This is a genomic window from Spiroplasma endosymbiont of Tiphia femorata, from assembly GCF_964020225.1.
Taxonomy (GTDB): domain Bacteria; phylum Bacillota_I; class Bacilli_A; order Mycoplasmatales; family VBWQ01; genus Spiroplasma_E.
The window spans coordinates 1090677-1108270 of record NZ_OZ026544.1 but is presented as its reverse complement, the minus strand read 5'-3'; the positions used below and the strand labels follow the sequence as shown (position 1 = coordinate 1108270).

The following is a 17594-nucleotide window of genomic DNA, read 5'->3' as shown; positions in this document are numbered from 1 at the left end:
TTTTTTATTATAAACATATATAAGTGTAATTTAAAATTAAATCAAAACTTTTTAAAAAACGACTTTCATATTTAAAATATAATAAACAATTTCAATATAATTAATAGTATAGGTATCATAAAATAAACGCCTTTAATTTAGGCGTTATTTTGCATTTAAAAGCATACTTGTAAAAATAATGAAAAATAGTACAATTTAGAAATAAAATTAAGAAAAAAGGAGTAATTAAACATGAATGAACAAAATTCTGAATTACATTATGCTAAAAATATAGCAAAACAAAGAAAAACACAAAGGAATATATTTATTGGTATATCTACATTTATGACTGTATTATTTATTATTTCAGCAACAGCATTAGGTCTTGCTTGTAAAGACGGAAGACAAAAATTAAGTTTTTATTTAAAACCCGACCATACAGCAGTCTGGGGGGGCAACTATATGAGAACATCGTTATGACCATAATATAATTTCATTATATTTTGCAAATAAAAAAGGTGATAAAACAGATATCAAATGAGATGGTACTTATCCTAATGGATATTTTAATAATTAAATTTCAATATTAATATAAGATAATGTTTCATCATTTGAATTAAATAATTGAATATTATTAATATTTATGGTTTTACTTTCTGTTTCTAGCAGAATATCATAATTACCAATACCAAAAATTCCGGAAATTTCTAGTTTATGTAAATTAGAAATTTCTTTTTCTATATTGAATTTAATTTCATTACTAAAATAATCTTTTTGCACGAAATTAAATCAATCTCAACTTGAAAAATATTGTTTTTGACTATTAAATAATTTTAATAACTCTAAAACGTTATTAATTATACTTTTAACCATATATTTACCATATTCACCATTATTTAAACTAATATCTTGTGGTAATAATGAAGGTATGTTATTACTTTCTAGATTATTAGTTAATGATAATCAATTAAATTGGTTATTACTTAGTTTAAATCATTCATTTTGACTAATATTCTTATTTTTAACTTTAATATTATTAGGGTCAGTAAAATCAAAATACTCAGATTTTAAAACAACATAAACATTATCAAAACTTCATCTATCATGACTTGATTTTCTTGTTGGTTTTGATTTTAATTCAAAGTAATAAGGTAATAATAATTTATAGTCATCATCTAAACCTTTATTAATTGATAAATAAGAAAGTATACAATTTGATAACATCATAATTACTTGTTTAAAAATTTTTACTTTTGAATTATTAATAAAATTAGGATTGTCTAATTTTCATTGTTCAAATAAATTATTAATTACATCATGTGGTTTTTGATTTTCAAACTCATTTCTTAATTTTGTAATATCAGGTGTTTCTTTAACATCTGGATTTGCATCATATTTTGGGTCATAACCTTTAAAATTTGCTTGATAATTATAAGTATAACCTAACATATCCATTAATAATTTTCCCAATGTTGTAGTTGGTTTAATTTTATCGTAAGTTAAAACTACACTATCAATTTCATTGATTTTTCAATGTGTTTGTGCAGTTGCTTGTCCTTCTGCAACTTTAATAGTTCACTTTTTATTTTCTAATAATCTAGGACAGTTAGGACCACATGAAGTATCAGTATCTGCTGAAATATAACTACTTTCATCATTTTTTGAAAAAATAAAATTCATTTCTTTTTGAATATTAGTTTGTTGGTTTTTTTCATTAGTAACGATTGTTTCAACATTTTTTAATTCAATTTTTTTAACGTGTTTAAATTCTTGTGATGGTGGATTAGGTATAATTTCACCAATATCTAAATATTCTAAAATAGAATTTTGATTAATGAAATTTTTAGCAATATTTCACTCTAAAATTTGGTCACTAAATCATTGTTGTAAAATATTAACTTTTGGTTGAGTTTGAATTGGTAAAGCATATAATGGAAATAATTGGTTATCATCAGCAATTAATAAATTTGGTGATACTTTTAATCCATCAATTTCACCATTTACTTTTATATTGCCAAATAACATTGTTTTAGGAAATTTTAAAGTTATACTTTTAACCTTGGTATCTTTGTCTAATGGTTTTTGTAATTTAATAATAATTGGATAACCATCTCTTGTTTTAAAATCTTTAATTTTAATAATAGTAATACTTTTAGTACTTCTTGTTTTTGGATTTTGATAAGGTTGTGAATAGTTATTAATGATATATAAATTATCAATATTATTTTCAGTTAATGGTTCATTAATAGATACTGCATATAACTTAAATTGATTTAATAAATTTATTTCTTGAAATATTAAATTTTTAATATCAGTCATACTATATTCAATTGTATTATCATTAATATTAGTACTTGCTCTTTGATTTAATTGCATAGTAAAGTCTGATGTTTCAGCAGCAGTAGTTTTTAATACTTTATCAATATCAATAAAACCTATTTTAATAGTATTTGCTGAAAATCTTAAACTATTATTTTCATTATTTTTAAATAAACGCTCAATTTCATAAATATAAATTGTTCTTTTTTTAAATTCATCGTATGCTCTATTAATATCTGGGTCACTAGTAGCACCCATCATATTAGTAAAATCATATGGAATATTATCAATTAAATAATCATTTTCTACTTCTGCTTGATTAAGTTTAGTTTGCTTCTGTTTCTGTGGAAACTTCGTTTGTGGTTTGTTGTTGTTTTCCATTGTTATCTCCTATTAATTGGTTATTTTCGGGATTAAATAATTTTAATTTAACTGTTAAATTATTAATTTCTTGTTCATCATTAATATTAAATGTTTTACTATTTAATAAATCTTTATCAATTTTCACTAATATTTGAATAAATTTAAGAATATCAATATTAAATTGTCATAATTTTTGTTCAATATAATTAATAGTTGAAATATTAACTGCTGTACTTTCGGGAACTGATTGTTGTGCAGATTTCTTTTGACTTGGTATATGAATACCACAACGTTTAAATATTTCATTAACATTTCAATCATATATATCAGTTAAATTTTTACCTTTAAAATTACTATTTGTCATATTGATATTTTCGTTTTGTTCATTATTATCTCCACCACTTTTAAATATGTAGTTTTTAGTAACCAAAGTTCTTACTGCTTCTTCTAATGCTGATTGAACATTACCATAAGTTTGACTAAATATAAATTTAGGTGAGTTTAAAATAGTATCTAAAACAATTTGTTCATAAATAACATCTAATGCTTTAATTTTATCCATTACTTTATCACAATCTGCTTGTTCATTTGCTTTATTTCTCATAATTGCTATTGGTATATAGTTAATGTTTAATGTTTGTTCTTGTGATAAATTAGGATTATTAATGTATGATTTAAAATCTAATGGAAATTGTTTTTTATTATCACTAATACTATAAATTGCACGATTAATTGTTACTTGTTCATTATTTAATGTATAAACTTCGAATAATCTTACAGTTTGTGCATTTTGTTGATAACTATCATAAAAAATAGTACATTCAATTAATTTACCAGTAATATCATAAACTCTTTGTTGTATATCAACTACTTGAAAATATAAATTATCATTTGCAATATAAATTAAATAACCACTAATTCCTAATTTACTTAATTTAAAAATAGAATTTCAATTTTTTCTATAAAATTCTTGTTGAATTAAATATTGTTTAATGGTTTCATTATTAATTTCTAATGGAGCATTATATAAATTAGCATTATTTTCTGCTACAAAATCAGTAAAATAAGTTTCATGGTTAAAATCATTAAAACCAAAATAATTTAAAATAGAAGCATGTGTACTTTTATTTTTATTAGTTAAAAATTTTAATTTTTCACTTTGATTATCATTAATATTATTTTTTTCTTTTCTTTTAAATAAACTTAGCATAATATTCACCACCTTTCTTTAAAATATTTGATTAATTTTTAATATAATTTTTACAATAATGAATATAATTAAACCAGCAGTTGCTGATGATAGAATTACTCCAATTAAACCTAAAATAATTTTTATAATTTTAAAAAACATAATATTATTCCTGTAATTCTTCTAATTTTCATACATTACCTTTTAAATTACCTTTTCCACTATAAATAGTAATCAATTTAGCATGTTGAACTGATAAAATTACTATATTAACACTATCATTAAAGGTTTGTATTGGTACACCAGCAATTTTGTTATCCGTTATAATAAATTCTTGAATAGTATAAACTGGATTATATATACTTCAAGAATAATAAACTCTATAATGTTTATTAACTATAAAATCATAAGTAATTTGTCAATTATCTCATTTATTTTTTTCTCTTGTTCCTACATCTTTTCATTGTTGATTATTTGGACTTGGTGTTGGATTATCTGGTAATTCAATATCTCAACAATTTTCTTCAACTTCATTTGTTTCTAAACTTTTTGAATTAATTTTTATTTTTGGTGTAACATCAACTTTAATTGTATTTTGTAATTCTTCTAATGAAAGAATAGCACCATAATTAATATCTCCACCTTTTAAATATAAACTACAATTAAAACTACTTTCTCTAACAGTTAAAGTTAATATTACATCTTCATCTTTAATTTTAAATTTTGCAAGTAAATAATCTCCACCTAAATAATTACCAGTTTTAAATTCTACTTTATGCTTTATATTTGCTTGATTTACTGGTAATTCATCTAATGTTATAATTACTCTATATACAGTATTAAAATTAATTTCAAACGTATCTCATTCACGATTATTTTTACTTTTACTTATTACTTTTCATATTTCTTTATCTTGTTTTTTATCAATATTTGCTTTATTTTCATTAATAGCACCAGCAACAGTTTTATTAATAGTTTCTAAATTAGGGATTTCTTGACTTACAGCATTCAATTGAAATGCAATAGGGAATTGTGACTTTACATCTTCTAATTTTTTATCAATTTCTGGTTTTGTATAATATTTAGTTGGGTCAACTCCACCACCACTATCTTTAATTCATTGTTTAATAAATTTAGTTGGTGGAATATCTAAATCACCCGTAAATAAACCAGTTCCTAATTCTCTATATTGTAAAACTTTATAAGTAATATCTTCTTTAATTAAAGATAATTTATCTTGTTTTTTATCTAATAAATTATTAGTTTCTAGTTTTGTATAATAATCACGTTCAGTATTTTCTTCTGCTATAAATTCAGTTGGTGTTCCAGTACCTTGATATTGATATATATTATGAATTATTGGTGTATACTTTTTTGTGCTATTAGCAACAATAAATTTTATTAAATTATCATCATATAATAACATTACTTTGTCAATATTAACATCAATTTTTTCAATTATTATTTGTCTATTTTCTATTTGATGATTAGTAATTCTTATATTAGATTTAGTTAATTTATTATTACTTATAATAAGTTGTTTACTATCGATAAAATAATATGTTCAATCAATAATATATCATATATCTGTTTTAATATTTTCATTTTTAACTTTTTTTCATAAAGGACTAGTTTCAATATTAAATCAATTATTTTTAATATCATCAATATTTTGTTTATTAATATCAACTTTATTTTCTAATAATTTAATACTATTTTCATTAGTAGTAATTCTTTTTTGTTGTTTAGCAGAAAAGTCAGCAGTCGCAGCATGAGTAAAATCACCAATTTGTGGATTATTTTGTAATGCTTCTGGTGGTAATGTACCAATTTCATCAGGTCAATCTAAAATCATTGTTTCAGTTTTTGGGTCATAATCAGTTGCAACATAACCTTTATTTATAAAGTTTGTAACACGACCCCTATATATCTCATTTTCGTTATCATTAACTAAATCATCATATAATTTTATTTGTTTTGATAATGTAAATTCTTTTTGTTCTTTAATTAATTCATCAACTTGATTTCTAGTATAAAATACTTTTAAGTCAATTTTTTCAATATCTATTTCATCTTGATTATAATTTGAAAATACTTGTTTTAATTCTGTTAATCTTGCTCATATTTTCATTCTACTTGGTGCTAAATCTCAAACATTAATTGTAGGAATACTACTTGCATTAAATGATGTACCATTATTGAATTGAATAGTAGCATCAACATTAAATTCAATTGGTGTACGATTAAATACTCAATGTTCAACCATTACATAAACCATATCTCTTAATGTTTCTTTAATTAATTCATCTTTAAAACTATCAAAAGGAAATTTAGATAAAATAAAATCAAGATAAGCATTAATATCATTTTGAGCGCGAATAGCAAAAGTTGTAAATCAGTCTTTTACATTAGGTCATGTATTTATATATTGCGGTGGAGTTTCTGTAATTTTTCCAGTTAATGGATATCAGTTATTATAATTTTCAAGACTGACATCAGTTCAAAGTTTATTAATCATAATTTATCATTCCTTAAAAAATGCTTTTTTATAATGTTTAGTTTTTGTTTTAGTTTTCCTATGTGATATATGGATAATTTCTTTTTGTAATTTTTTCTTACCTTTTTCTACAACTTGACTATATGCAAATTTTTCTAAATGATGTAATAGTCCAGTACCAAATAAAGTATTAACTGAAAATTTTAAACCAACACTTTTAAATGATTTATTAATATTTTCAATAGGATTATTAATAACATTTACTACTTTATGATAAGTTCTAATAGTTCTAAATATTTCTCTATATACTTTAAAACTATCTCTAATTACTTGTTGCACCACTGGTGGAGCAAATGCTATTGCTTTTAATCATTTATTACGATTAACACCATAACCAATGTATCAACCACTATATCAACGATATCAATGAAATGGATGTATTTGAGTAACAAAAGTTTTTGCTTTAAGAATACTATCAACAACTGTAATTGGTTTATACTTAGGATTACGATGATAAATAGTAATTGCACATTTGTCTAATGATAAAGGTTGAATTTTACAACCCATAAATACTGGTGAATTTAGTGGAATTAATTGTGCATGTTTAATTGCTCTTTTTTCTGCACTAGTAAATAAATCTGTTGCTTTTTCTTTTAATTTATTAATTTTTTCAAATGCTTGTTTTTCTAATTTTTCAAATTTTTCTTGTAATTTATATATACTTTCTCGTAATTTTTCAAAATATGGTGTATCTTTTCAAAATTTATTTAAACCTTTTTTTAAATAAAATCTAATATCAAAATACTTAAAAATTTTATTTGCATTTAAAACAATTTTATGAATTGAACTATTTTTAAAATTAAATTTAATAGCATTAGCACGAATTTTTTGTAAATCTAAAATTAAAGTTTTTCCATATCTATTCTCTGTATGTATTGTATGAACTAAATTTAATCAATCATGTTGGTTCATTTTTAATACTTCTTTTAATTCAGTATTATATTTTTTTAAAAAGTTATTTGCTTTTTCAATATCTTTAATTTTAAACTTTGGAGTTAATTGTGGACTTAATTTTATTAATGTATTTTGTAATGATAAATATTCTTTTATTTGTTGTGATTTTAAAGATTTAAAATTATTTTTAAATTGTTTTTCAGCAACATAACCTAAATTTTGTGTTATTGTTTCACGATTAGGTGCCAAACTATAATTAAATAAATAACGTTTATTACCAATGATTTTATCTGTTAAAATTTCTTTTCCACTTACTTGACTAATAATTTCTTGTAAATTTTTTGCTTCTTTAACACCAATTTGTTCTAATGTTTTAGTTTTTTGTGCTAACTTAATAAATTTAGTAGTACGATAACCACGACTAATTTTATTAATTCCAACAAATGCAGGTAATATATTAAAAAAAGTATTTAATGGTGTTACATTTCCTTTTAAATAATCATAAACTTGATTAATAGTAAAATCAGTTGTAGCATAAATACCAAAATTAATAGTACTTGCAATAAAATCACTTGCACCTAATCCAAGTGCTATACTTTCACTTAAACCACCAGTAAAAGGAGCAAGTGCTACTGCTATTACTTGTACACCAATCATTTCTAAAATTTCTCATCAAAAACTTTTATTTTCTTGTTGGTTACTTGTTCTAGTATGTTTTGGTTTATTTATGTTTAAAAGTATTGCTGTACTAGTTGTACCAATTGGCATGATATTAATTTCCTTTATTTAAGAGTTATTTTAATTGGATTTGTTGTTCCTTTATAATTTAAGTCATTAATATTTGCAGTAATAGTTATATATAAGTCACCTGCTTTTTGTTTTTGATTACTTACATTAGTTTTTCCTTGTGCATCACTAAAATATTTAATAGTTGGATTTGTTAAATTTGGATTTAATGATTTAAGTTCATTAGTACTTTTTATTTCTGTATTTAATTCATTGTTATTGTTATTACCATTTGCAGTAATATCAGTTGTTAAATTTGTAATCTTAGTTTTTAAATCATTTTTATCATTATTAACAATTGCACATAACATTCAGCGTGAAGTTGTTTCTTCATCTGTTATATAGGGTATTGATTCACCAGTTACTTCTCCACCAACTAAATATCTTCTTCCAACTTTACCATCAGCAATATCTTGAACATATACAACTGTATTTTGTAACATATATCTTTTCATTGCTCTTGGTGTTGCTAAAACAAAAGACATAATTTTAGTTTCATTATTATCAGTAAATGTCATATAATCATCCATTACAATTTGACATAGTACACCTTTAATATATAAATCATTTCCATTTAATCTTAATTGTTGAGCAATCTGATTATCAGTAATTAATCCTTTATTATTAGCTAAATAAACAATACTATCATAAAGATTATTAGTAATAAAAAAACGACAATTATTACTATTTCTTAGTTGAAATAAAGTATTTCAAGCATCTAACATTGATTTTAAATATCCTACTGGTGATTTATCAGTAATGTCTATTTTAGTTGCATATTTTGCAATTACATTTGTATCATTATTTGCTAAATAATCTGCTAAGTCATTAGCAACTTCATATTGCATTGTATTTAATAAATTTTGTCCATTTTCAGCATTTAAATCAACATTAGCAATTATTTCACCCGCAACTGCTTCTTCTTTAATTTCTTTTAAAATTTTAATAGTTTCAGCATAACTAACATCTAATCCTTTGCTTTTATCATTTCATTTTAATACTTTAATTTCTGAATTTTTTGGTTTTTTAACTATAAATTCAATTTTTGTTGAATTAACCATTTCGATAGGAAAAAAACTTGCTCATGGTGAATTTGATTGTTTATAAAATTCTATAAACTCTGGTGCTTCTACTAATTTTTCGGTATTATCTAAATTTTTATTGAATTGTATTGCCATTTTTTGATTTCCTTTCTGTTATAAATTATTATTTTTTTTATAATCCAATAATGTACTTTTTATTGAACTTGGTTGATTTGTTATTATTGTTTGTGGTTTGCCACCTGTATTAATTGTTTCTTTAAATACTGGTTGTTCTTTAATGATTTTTTTAATAGTTTCTTCAATTTTTGAATTTTCTAAATTATTAGTTTTAAATTTTAAAAAATCATAAAATTCACTTTTAACTTGATATTTTTTAAATATATTAATTATTTCTTTTTCTTTAATTTCTTGATTAAGTTTATTTAACTTATTTTCTGCTTCATTAACTTTATTTTCTATTTCTTGTTGAGCATTATTTTCAGTTAAAGGTTCAGTTGTTTGTTGAACATTATTTTCATTTTCTAACATTTAACATTCTCCTAATCTTATCCCAATAATCAATCTTTAACTAATTGTGGCATTTCACTTATTAGTTTTTTATAATCATTAACAGCATTTTCTAATGTATTGATATCAGAAAATTTAAAACAATTATCAATATGTAAATCAAAATCTCTATCAATACTGATATCTTGTTTTCTATATTTTTCATTAAATTCAATTTTTGTCATATTATTTTTCTCCTTTATTATTTATTTTCTTTATTAATCTTTTCATTTAATTTTGCTAATTTTTTTTGATGTTTGATAATTTTGTTATTTGCTCTAACATGTTTTGGAGTTGTAATAAATCGTTTTAATAAAACAATAATTTCTCTGCAAATTAATATACCAGTGCTTATTCCAATTGTTTCAAGTGCTTTTAAAAATTCTTTCATTTTTATATTTTCCTTTCAATTTTTTATTTTTTTATTTTTGATTATTCATCAAATTCACCTTTATTAATTTTTTCAATCATATATTTTGTGTCTATTAAAATATTTTTAGCTATACCTTCATTCAGTCGTATTTCTTGTAAATCTTTTTCATGTTGTTTTAATTTATCATTGTAATATTCAAGTAATTTTTCTTTATTCATTATTTTTCACCTCCTTTATAAACTCATGTGATTATAATCTCAATTTAATGAAGCATTATCATTATTTAATAGTGCTTCGCTTATATTACCACTACCATATTGACTTGATGTTTCACTATTAATAGTAAATCTATTATCATTTATTAATCTTGCAGTTTCATTTGTAAATGAAGTTTCTTGCATTTCTCTATTATGATTTGTTTCTATTGGAAGTAAATTATGGATAATTTCACTTACACCAGCAATTATGGTAGGTACTGCATAAGAATTATTAAAATCATTATTAATACCCATAGCAACATCACTTGATATTAAACATCCACCAGTTGCCATATTACAAATTTTTCTTATTGCTTCAAATTTATTAGGTATTAATTCTAGAATTCCACTAATAAGATTTGATATACCATAAGCATTTAAACTAATATATGTATCTCAATCCATTAATGACTGATTTTCTTGTTTATTTAATAGTAATCATGGAGGACCTTCTGTTGTAGTTGTAGTAGTTATTGGAGTTGGTGTTGTTGGAATAATAGGATTAATATTATTTTCTGTTCATTTACTATAATTTGCTAAACCAATTGTTCCTAAACCTAAAATAATTTTTTTAGAACTATTAATTAATTTAGTTTTTGTATTTGGTCTTTGATTTAAATTTCATATATCTAAACCTAATTTTTTACCAAATAATAAACTATTAATTGAACCTAATATTGGATTTGCAATTACTTGACCATAATAAGCACTTGTACCAATCATTGCACAAATAGGACTTATACCAGTTCTAATTAATTTAGTTAAAGTATAATTATTTGTTTCCATTTTTTTCTCCTTGTATTTCTAATTGTAATAATTTTTCTAAAACATAATTATTTTTATCAAATTCTCTAATAAGTCATTTTTTTGTTTCTTTTCTATTATTAGTACAAAGAATTAATCTTTCTATCATATTAATTAATTCTTTTTTATCTGCTCTATCAAAAATTACTTTTAAAATTTCATCTAACATAATTTATTCTCCTTTATTTGTTTTTATCAGTTCTCTTATAACATCTAATAAGGAATCTACTACATAAGAATTTAATTCAAATTCATAATTTCTAATTTTAATTTTTTCCTTTTGCATTTGTTTATTCTCCTTTAATTTCTAATTTTTTAACTGTTACTTTAATTCAACCTTGATAAACATCATTATCACCAACTATTAATGCAACATTACTTTCGGGGTCAGAAACAATTATGTGTTTTGATTTAACATTTGGATATTGTCTTAAAATAATTGCTCTAATATCATTACTTGTATGAATTGCTTTTGGAAATGGTGATAATATTTCAATTTCATCTTTATTTTCAAACAAAGTAGGTAATATTATCATTAATGAAGTTCTCCATTTTCTATAAACTCAATTAATTTATAATAAGCAGTAAGTTTACCTGCTTCTTTTAATGAATCACATAAACAAATACTAATTTGCTTATTCAATCAGATAATTAATTTTTCATTATATTTATTAATTACTTTTTGTTTAAACTCTTCTCTTAATTTTTCTATATTATATAAATGTTCTTCAGTTATTTCTTTATTACGTTTTTTATTATATTCATTAATAATTTCTTGGTCTTTATTCACTATCTATTTCTCCTTATTTTTATTTAAATTATTAACTATTATTTCTAAACATGTCATACATCAATTTTTACTTAATCAGATTCTTTTATTACATTTTTTACATTTATTCATTATTAAATTCACCATTAATTATTTTTTACAATAAAATATCAAGTATCAAATCTATTTCTGTACCGTTATAGAATTTTTGTTGTTTTTTAATATAATTAATTAATTTTTCTTTATTCATTATTTAGTTCTTTCATTAAATTTTTATGTTTTTCAATGATTTCATTATGTTTTTTTAGTTCTTCTTTATAACTATCACTTTCAATAATTTTTAAAGTTTCTTTTATTTTTTTCATGTATCATTCATCAAAATTCATTATTTATTCCTTTCATTTTTTAAATCATTTAACATTAATTGAACAAAATGCACGATTTTTAGGAATATTTAAAGTATTAAAGATTTGACCAGTTACTATAATTTCATCATTTTTGTTTAATAAAATACATCGTTTATAAAATTTTGGGTTATTAAAAATTAAAGTAACATAGTTTAATCCATTTCATTGACCACGAACAGTATAATATAATTGTTTATTACCTTTTTCATGATATTTTACTTCAATAGTATTACTAAGTTTTACTGTTAATTTAACGTAATTTTCTTTATTTTTCATTTTTATAATTCCTTAAATAATATTGAATATGTTTATAAGCATCTTGTTCATGTTTTGTAAATTTTATATTTCCTTTATAATCTTCTATTTTATTTTTGTTTTTTGGTTCATTTTCATGATAATCTCAGTTCATAACATCTTGTACTAATATCATTAAAGCACCAATAACTTTTGGTGTTGCTAATGGATTAGTTAATAACTGTTTTGAACTTAAAAAGAAATTTTCTACAATAACTAATATTTTTTTATTTTTAAATTGTTTTTTAATTAATTTAAAATATTCTTTATATATATTTTTACTTTCTAAAACTGTTTTTGCTTTAAATGTTTCATTAAAAATAATATTATTAGTTTCATTTGAGTATATAACAATTCCATTATTACCAATACCAGCAGGGTCAATACCAATGATTAATTCGTATTGCATTTATTAATCATCTCTACATCAATCACAAACATATCCATATGATTTTGTATAATCTAAATGTTTTTCAATATCATAATTATCTTCATATTTTTTAGTATTATGTTGTTCTGCTTCTAATTCTGTTTTAAAGTGATAAAGCATATTGATTTTGTTATCTTCATATAATTCATTACATTCAACACATCTTTTTCTTCTTTTTTTAGTTTTATTCATAATCAAAATATCCTTTTCAATTATTTTTGCTGTTTGTTTAAGGTATTTAGGTAGTTTGTGATAACAACTGTCACATATTAAATAAGGTATTGGTCAATTTTTATATTTAATAGTTTTAGTAGAATTATTAATACAATCTTTTCAAACTTTATTTTTACAAATTCTTAATTCACATTTTTTATTTTCATTAATATTCATAACTTTATTTATTTCTTTAATTTTTACTTACAGTAATTAATAAAATTATTAATCCAATTAAAGTTGAAATTAAAGTAATAATTATTTTTATTTTTAATCACTTTTTTTGATGTTCTTTTGCTATTTTGATTTTTTGTTCTATTAATTCTTTCTTTTCTTTTTCTTCCATTTTTACTTTCTTTTCTAATATATTCTGTTGCTTGTAGCATAAAGAATATATATTTTTATTTTTATATTATTAATACTATTAGTTTTATTCATTCCAGAAATTCTGGGCTCAAAAATAAATTGTGAAATTTTAAAAAGAAATCGAGGCATTCGATTCAATATTTATTTAATTTGTGTTAAACAAATTAATATTTTAATTGAACCGGCACCGCTCAATTTTTTTTACAAGTTTGAAATTTATTTTTTCGCCCAAAAAAATTTTCAAAAAAAATAAAACCAACGCTTGCTCACTGGGGGGTGGCAAGGTTGGTTAAATAAAGAATAGAATTAATATAGTAGGTTCCCTAGTAGGTCTATATATACTAGTTTCCAATTCGCTCCCACCCCAAGAATTACCATTACTGGTTAGTATATTTTATTAGGTATCACTCCACTTTTTATTTATCCATGCAAGTCCACATGTTTTGGCCACTATTTTTAACAACTGTGTTGTAGTTCACTGTTTTAATTCCCTAACACGTGTTGATAATAGTGTTAAAGAGGGTTATTAATTATTAACTTTCTCCTACTTGGTCACTGCGTGTAGTAGATATTTAAAGGGTGTTAATAATAAAAATTTTAAAATTTTACAATTACAAAAAAAGACAAGATTATTTCTTGTCTTTTTCCTTTGAGAATAATTTTTATTTTATCTTATAAAATCTATATTTTTTAAAATACGTCGAATATAAATTTAAGGGTAAAAGAGAATTTAATTTGTCTATCATCATTTTGAAATGGTAATATTCAAAAGAATTTATTTATCTAGTAATTTATCTTCCTACGTTTTTGGGAACCTCCCAATAACACCGATAATTAGTACATTTGTTGTGTCAAGTGCTATTATGGGTTGATTAACTTTTACTATTGCTGGTATTGTTGCTGGTATTTGTTACAAAATTTTATGTGAATGTGTTAAAAAATTAAGAACAGTAATGTTTTCAAATGTAAAAGACAAGTATCAACTTGAATTAGAACAGAAAATAAAAAAACTAGAAAATAGATCAAATAATTTAGAAGAAGAAATTCAATTTTTAAAAGACATATCTTTAAATTCAAAAGAAGCAATAGAAAAAAGAATTTTAAATTGTTTGCAACAAACTAGAGAAAAAAATGAACCAAAAACTTTTAAAACTTTAAAAAAAGAATTAAATCGAAAGTTTAAAAGAAATAAGTTTTCAAAAAAATATTACCAATCAATTAATCAATGAAACGAAAAATGACAAGAAAATATTGCATTTTCAAAATATTTAGAACCTAAACATATAAAAAAAATAAAAGATGTTTTTACTGAAAATAAAAAAGAAAAGTATCAAATTGAATCCGAAGAAAAAACAAAAGAAATATGATCAGAATTTCAAGAATGAAAAAATAAACTAAAAGAATTAGAAAAAGAAGCTAGTGAAACTAGAGTAAATGGATTTATTCCAGAAGAAGATAATAGACAAAAATCACCAGCTAGAACTATGAAAAGAATGGGTCTATAACTTTAAAAAAAATATTATAATTTTAATTTACCAAATTTATTACTCTATACACAATATTGAAAATTTGGTAAATTAGTTTTATTTTTTATTTGAAAGTTATATAATAACACATAAGTAGTTACAAAATACTTAGATTTTAGAGAAAGGAGAAAGTATTAAAGAAGGGAGAAATAGAAAGAAATATGCAATTTTATTTACAAGCTGATGTTGGTCAAGCTGTTATAAATACATTAAAAGCTTGAGGATTTTGAAGTGCAATTTTAGCAACGATATTTGTAATTTTTTTAGGTTGATTTTTAACGAAGAGAGGGACATTTAAAAAAGACTGAGAAGCAGTTTTAATTAAAATTGTTATGGTTGTTGGTTTACCATCTTTAGCTTTTGATGGTTTTATGACAAATACAACAACAGAGCAAGTTAAAACGCAAGTTGCAATTTTACTAGTTGGTTTTTTATTCTATATGATACTGGGAATAGTTGCTAAATATTTTTATATTAAATATGATAAGGATATTCAAGATACATTAGCAATGTGTACTGTATTTGCTTCAACAACATTTTTTGGAATTCCTGTAGTAACAGCACTATTTGATAATGGAGCTGCCACCTTACCAGCTAATATTTTTAATATTCCATATCGAATATTTTTATATTCATTAGGGTTTATTGTAATGAGCAAACCTATTAAAGCAGCAGTAGTAACAAAAGGACAAACTGGTGCTGATTTTATTGTTGATACAAAACTAAATACTGATGGATATGCACAAATTAAATCAGAAATGAAAGTAATAAAAAGAGAAAATTTAATAAAGAATGTAAAGCAGATTTTTTTAAATCCAATTTTAATTGCAACTATGGTTGGATTTATTTTTTGAGTTACACAATTAATTCCTGGAATTGCTATTGTTCCTGATCAAAATGATATTACTAGTGGTCAACATTTTTCACCATTACGATTAGATAATACATTTCCACCATTGTTTAAAGTAACAAAAACTTTAGAGGCATTATGTACGCCATTAGCATGATTGGCAATTGGAATTACTTTAGCAAAAGGTAATTTTAAAGATGCTGCACAAGATAAAAAAGTATGATTTGGAATGGTAATGAAAATTATTTTTGCACCATTATTTGGATTAGCATTAGTTTGTGCAGTTGCGGCAATTGGAAAAGAAACCGGAGCATGAAAATTAGATACTGTTGGATTAGGCGTTATTGTAATTATGTTAGCAGCCCTCCCAGCATCAGTTATTGTTGCCTATTCAATTGCTTACAAAAAACAGCCATTGTTAACAAGTAATTTAACATTAATTGCTACATTATTTTCAATTATTTCATTACCATTTTGAGTAATTATTACTACAGCGATTGGCGCAACACCGTTATTTAGTTAAAATATAAACAAAAGAAAGGGAATAAAAATATGGCAAAAAAAATTAAAATGGTTTGTTATGGTGTTCGTAAAACAGAAAAGCTTTTTTTGAAACATTAAATAAAAATTATGGATATGATTTAACGTTAATTGAAGAGTATTTAACAAAGGATAATATTGAAACGGCAAAGGGACATGAAGCAGTAATGGTTCGTGCTAATTGTGACTGTTATGAGCAAAATTTATTAAAAATGAAAGAATATGGCGTTAAATATTTATTAACTAGAACTGTTGGTTATAATCATATTGATTTAAAAAAAGCTCATGAATTAGGTTTTAAAATGGCATATGTACCTGGTTATTCGCCCAATGCTGTTAGTGAATTAGCAGTAAGTATGGGAAACGGCTTACTTCGAAATTTATTTTATAGTGCTAATCATCAACAAAATCATAATTTTAAAATTGATGATTTTATGTTTGCCAAAGAAATTCGTAATTCAACAATAGGAATTATTGGAACTGGCCGCATTGGTTATCAAGCAGCTAAGGCATGACATGGAATGGGAGCAAAGGTATTAGGATATGATATTTATGAAAGTGATCAAGCAAAAAGTATTCTAACTTATTGTGATTTAAAAACTTTACTTAAAGAATCGGATTTAATTTCATTACATTGTCCATATATTAAAGAAGAAAATTACCATTTAGTTGACAAGAATTTTTTAGCAAAAATGAAACCTGGATCAGTTTTAATTAATGTAGCTCGTGGTGAATTAATGGATTTACAAGCAGTTTATGATGCAGTTAAAAGTGGTCATTTAAAAGGTGTTGGTTTGGATGTTTTAGAAAATGAAAGCAAAGTTTTTTTAAAGATTTTGCTGGAAAACCAACTCCCGATAATATTACAAATAAATTATTATCATTATATCCACGTGTTATTGTGACACCACATATTGGATCGTATACTGATGAAGCTGTTAAAAATATGATTGAAATTACTTATGAAAATTTAAAAGTAATTTTATCTGGTCAAGAATGTAAAAATAAAATTTAATTTAATAATTGATTATAGTTATTTTACATATTGTATATGAAAAAAATAATATGAATATTAATATATACTAATGT

General features: G+C 22.8%; 23 protein-coding genes and 1 pseudogene. 4 read left to right on the top strand and 20 right to left on the bottom strand.

Annotation, left to right across the window (positions count from 1 at the left end; genetic code table 4):
* Positions 1–231: 231 nt before the first annotated feature.
* Positions 232–465, top strand: a complete 234-nt coding sequence (locus AACK83_RS06880; RefSeq protein WP_338956981.1) for a hypothetical protein — start codon at positions 232–234, stop codon at positions 463–465.
* An 87-nt stretch (positions 466–552) separates the two neighbouring features.
* On the opposite strand, the gene AACK83_RS06875 is transcribed toward AACK83_RS06880, so the two are convergent.
* The 20 genes from AACK83_RS06875 to AACK83_RS06780 all read right to left on the bottom strand — a co-directional run bounded on the left by AACK83_RS06875 (position 553) and on the right by AACK83_RS06780 (position 13727).
* Complete coding sequence (locus AACK83_RS06875; RefSeq protein WP_338957151.1) at positions 553–2679, bottom strand: hypothetical protein; 2127 nt, start codon at positions 2677–2679, stop codon at positions 553–555.
* A complete protein-coding gene (locus AACK83_RS06870) occupies positions 2624–3871 on the bottom strand; it encodes a hypothetical protein (RefSeq protein ID WP_338957148.1) in 1248 nt (415 codons plus the stop codon). Before AACK83_RS06870 ends, AACK83_RS06875 begins: the two co-directional genes overlap by 56 nt.
* A gap of 18 nt (positions 3872–3889) precedes the next feature.
* Positions 3890–4012: a hypothetical protein gene (locus tag AACK83_RS06865; protein WP_255495924.1), complete on the bottom strand. Its 123-nt coding sequence runs from the start codon at positions 4010–4012 to the stop codon at positions 3890–3892.
* A 4-nt stretch (positions 4013–4016) separates the two neighbouring features.
* The gene (locus AACK83_RS06860) at positions 4017–6368 is read right to left on the bottom strand and encodes a hypothetical protein (protein ID WP_338957178.1); all 2352 of its coding nucleotides are present in this window, start codon (positions 6366–6368) and stop codon (positions 4017–4019) included.
* 3 nt (positions 6369–6371) lie between these two features.
* Entirely contained in the window at positions 6372–8069 is a 1698-nt protein-coding gene (locus AACK83_RS06855; protein ID WP_338956996.1) for a hypothetical protein, read from the bottom strand.
* Between the two features lie 14 nt (positions 8070–8083).
* Positions 8084–9265, bottom strand: coding sequence for a hypothetical protein (locus tag AACK83_RS06850; protein WP_338957176.1), 1182 nt, complete (start codon positions 9263–9265; stop codon positions 8084–8086).
* Between the two features lie 18 nt (positions 9266–9283).
* Positions 9284–9658, bottom strand: a complete 375-nt coding sequence (locus AACK83_RS06845; protein WP_338957002.1) for a hypothetical protein — start codon at positions 9656–9658, stop codon at positions 9284–9286.
* Positions 9659–9675: 17 nt separating this feature from the next.
* Positions 9676–9861, bottom strand: coding sequence for a hypothetical protein (locus AACK83_RS06840; RefSeq protein WP_174480219.1), 186 nt, complete (start codon positions 9859–9861; stop codon positions 9676–9678).
* A 17-nt stretch (positions 9862–9878) separates the two neighbouring features.
* Complete coding sequence (locus AACK83_RS06835; protein WP_338957011.1) at positions 9879–10067, bottom strand: hypothetical protein; 189 nt, start codon at positions 10065–10067, stop codon at positions 9879–9881.
* Positions 10068–10108: 41 nt separating this feature from the next.
* Positions 10109–10267, bottom strand: a complete 159-nt coding sequence (locus AACK83_RS06830; protein ID WP_338957013.1) for a hypothetical protein — start codon at positions 10265–10267, stop codon at positions 10109–10111.
* A gap of 15 nt (positions 10268–10282) precedes the next feature.
* Entirely contained in the window at positions 10283–11092 is an 810-nt protein-coding gene (locus AACK83_RS06825; protein ID WP_338957014.1) for a hypothetical protein, read from the bottom strand.
* Positions 11079–11279, bottom strand: coding sequence for a hypothetical protein (locus AACK83_RS06820; protein ID WP_338957016.1), 201 nt, complete (start codon positions 11277–11279; stop codon positions 11079–11081). Before AACK83_RS06820 ends, AACK83_RS06825 begins: the two co-directional genes overlap by 14 nt.
* Before the next feature lie 121 nt (positions 11280–11400).
* Entirely contained in the window at positions 11401–11646 is a 246-nt protein-coding gene (locus tag AACK83_RS06815) for a hypothetical protein (protein ID WP_286640816.1), read from the bottom strand.
* Entirely contained in the window at positions 11646–11900 is a 255-nt protein-coding gene (locus tag AACK83_RS06810; protein ID WP_338956667.1) for a hypothetical protein, read from the bottom strand. Before AACK83_RS06810 ends, AACK83_RS06815 begins: the two co-directional genes overlap by 1 nt.
* Positions 11901–12121: 221 nt before the next feature.
* Positions 12122–12265: a hypothetical protein gene (locus tag AACK83_RS06805; protein ID WP_338957025.1), complete on the bottom strand. Its 144-nt coding sequence runs from the start codon at positions 12263–12265 to the stop codon at positions 12122–12124.
* A 3-nt stretch (positions 12266–12268) separates the two neighbouring features.
* Positions 12269–12562 (bottom strand): hypothetical protein, encoded by a 294-nt coding sequence (locus tag AACK83_RS06800; RefSeq protein WP_338956663.1) that lies wholly within the window; start codon positions 12560–12562, stop codon positions 12269–12271.
* A complete protein-coding gene (locus AACK83_RS06795) occupies positions 12552–12989 on the bottom strand; it encodes a hypothetical protein (protein WP_338957028.1) in 438 nt (145 codons plus the stop codon). The genes AACK83_RS06800 and AACK83_RS06795 overlap by 11 nt, the downstream gene beginning before the upstream one ends.
* Positions 12990–12992: 3 nt before the next feature.
* A complete protein-coding gene (locus AACK83_RS06790; protein ID WP_338957031.1) occupies positions 12993–13400 on the bottom strand; it encodes a hypothetical protein in 408 nt (135 codons plus the stop codon).
* Between the two features lie 16 nt (positions 13401–13416).
* On the bottom strand, positions 13417–13569 hold the full coding sequence (locus tag AACK83_RS06785; RefSeq protein WP_338957033.1) for a hypothetical protein: 153 nt from the start codon (positions 13567–13569) through the stop codon (positions 13417–13419).
* A 14-nt stretch (positions 13570–13583) separates the two neighbouring features.
* The gene (locus AACK83_RS06780; protein WP_338957035.1) at positions 13584–13727 is read right to left on the bottom strand and encodes a hypothetical protein; all 144 of its coding nucleotides are present in this window, start codon (positions 13725–13727) and stop codon (positions 13584–13586) included.
* A gap of 710 nt (positions 13728–14437) precedes the next feature.
* On the opposite strand from AACK83_RS06780, the gene AACK83_RS06775 reads away from it, so the two are divergent.
* The 3 genes and pseudogenes from AACK83_RS06775 (at position 14438) to AACK83_RS06765 (ending at position 17520) form a co-directional block, all read left to right on the top strand.
* A complete protein-coding gene (locus AACK83_RS06775; protein ID WP_338957174.1) occupies positions 14438–15094 on the top strand; it encodes a hypothetical protein in 657 nt (218 codons plus the stop codon).
* Between the two features lie 182 nt (positions 15095–15276).
* The gene (locus AACK83_RS06770; RefSeq protein ID WP_338957172.1) at positions 15277–16488 is read left to right on the top strand and encodes an AEC family transporter; all 1212 of its coding nucleotides are present in this window, start codon (positions 15277–15279) and stop codon (positions 16486–16488) included.
* A 29-nt stretch (positions 16489–16517) separates the two neighbouring features.
* A pseudogene (locus AACK83_RS06765) lies at positions 16518–17520 on the top strand (NAD(P)-dependent oxidoreductase).
* The last annotated feature ends 74 nt before the right edge of the window (positions 17521–17594 follow it).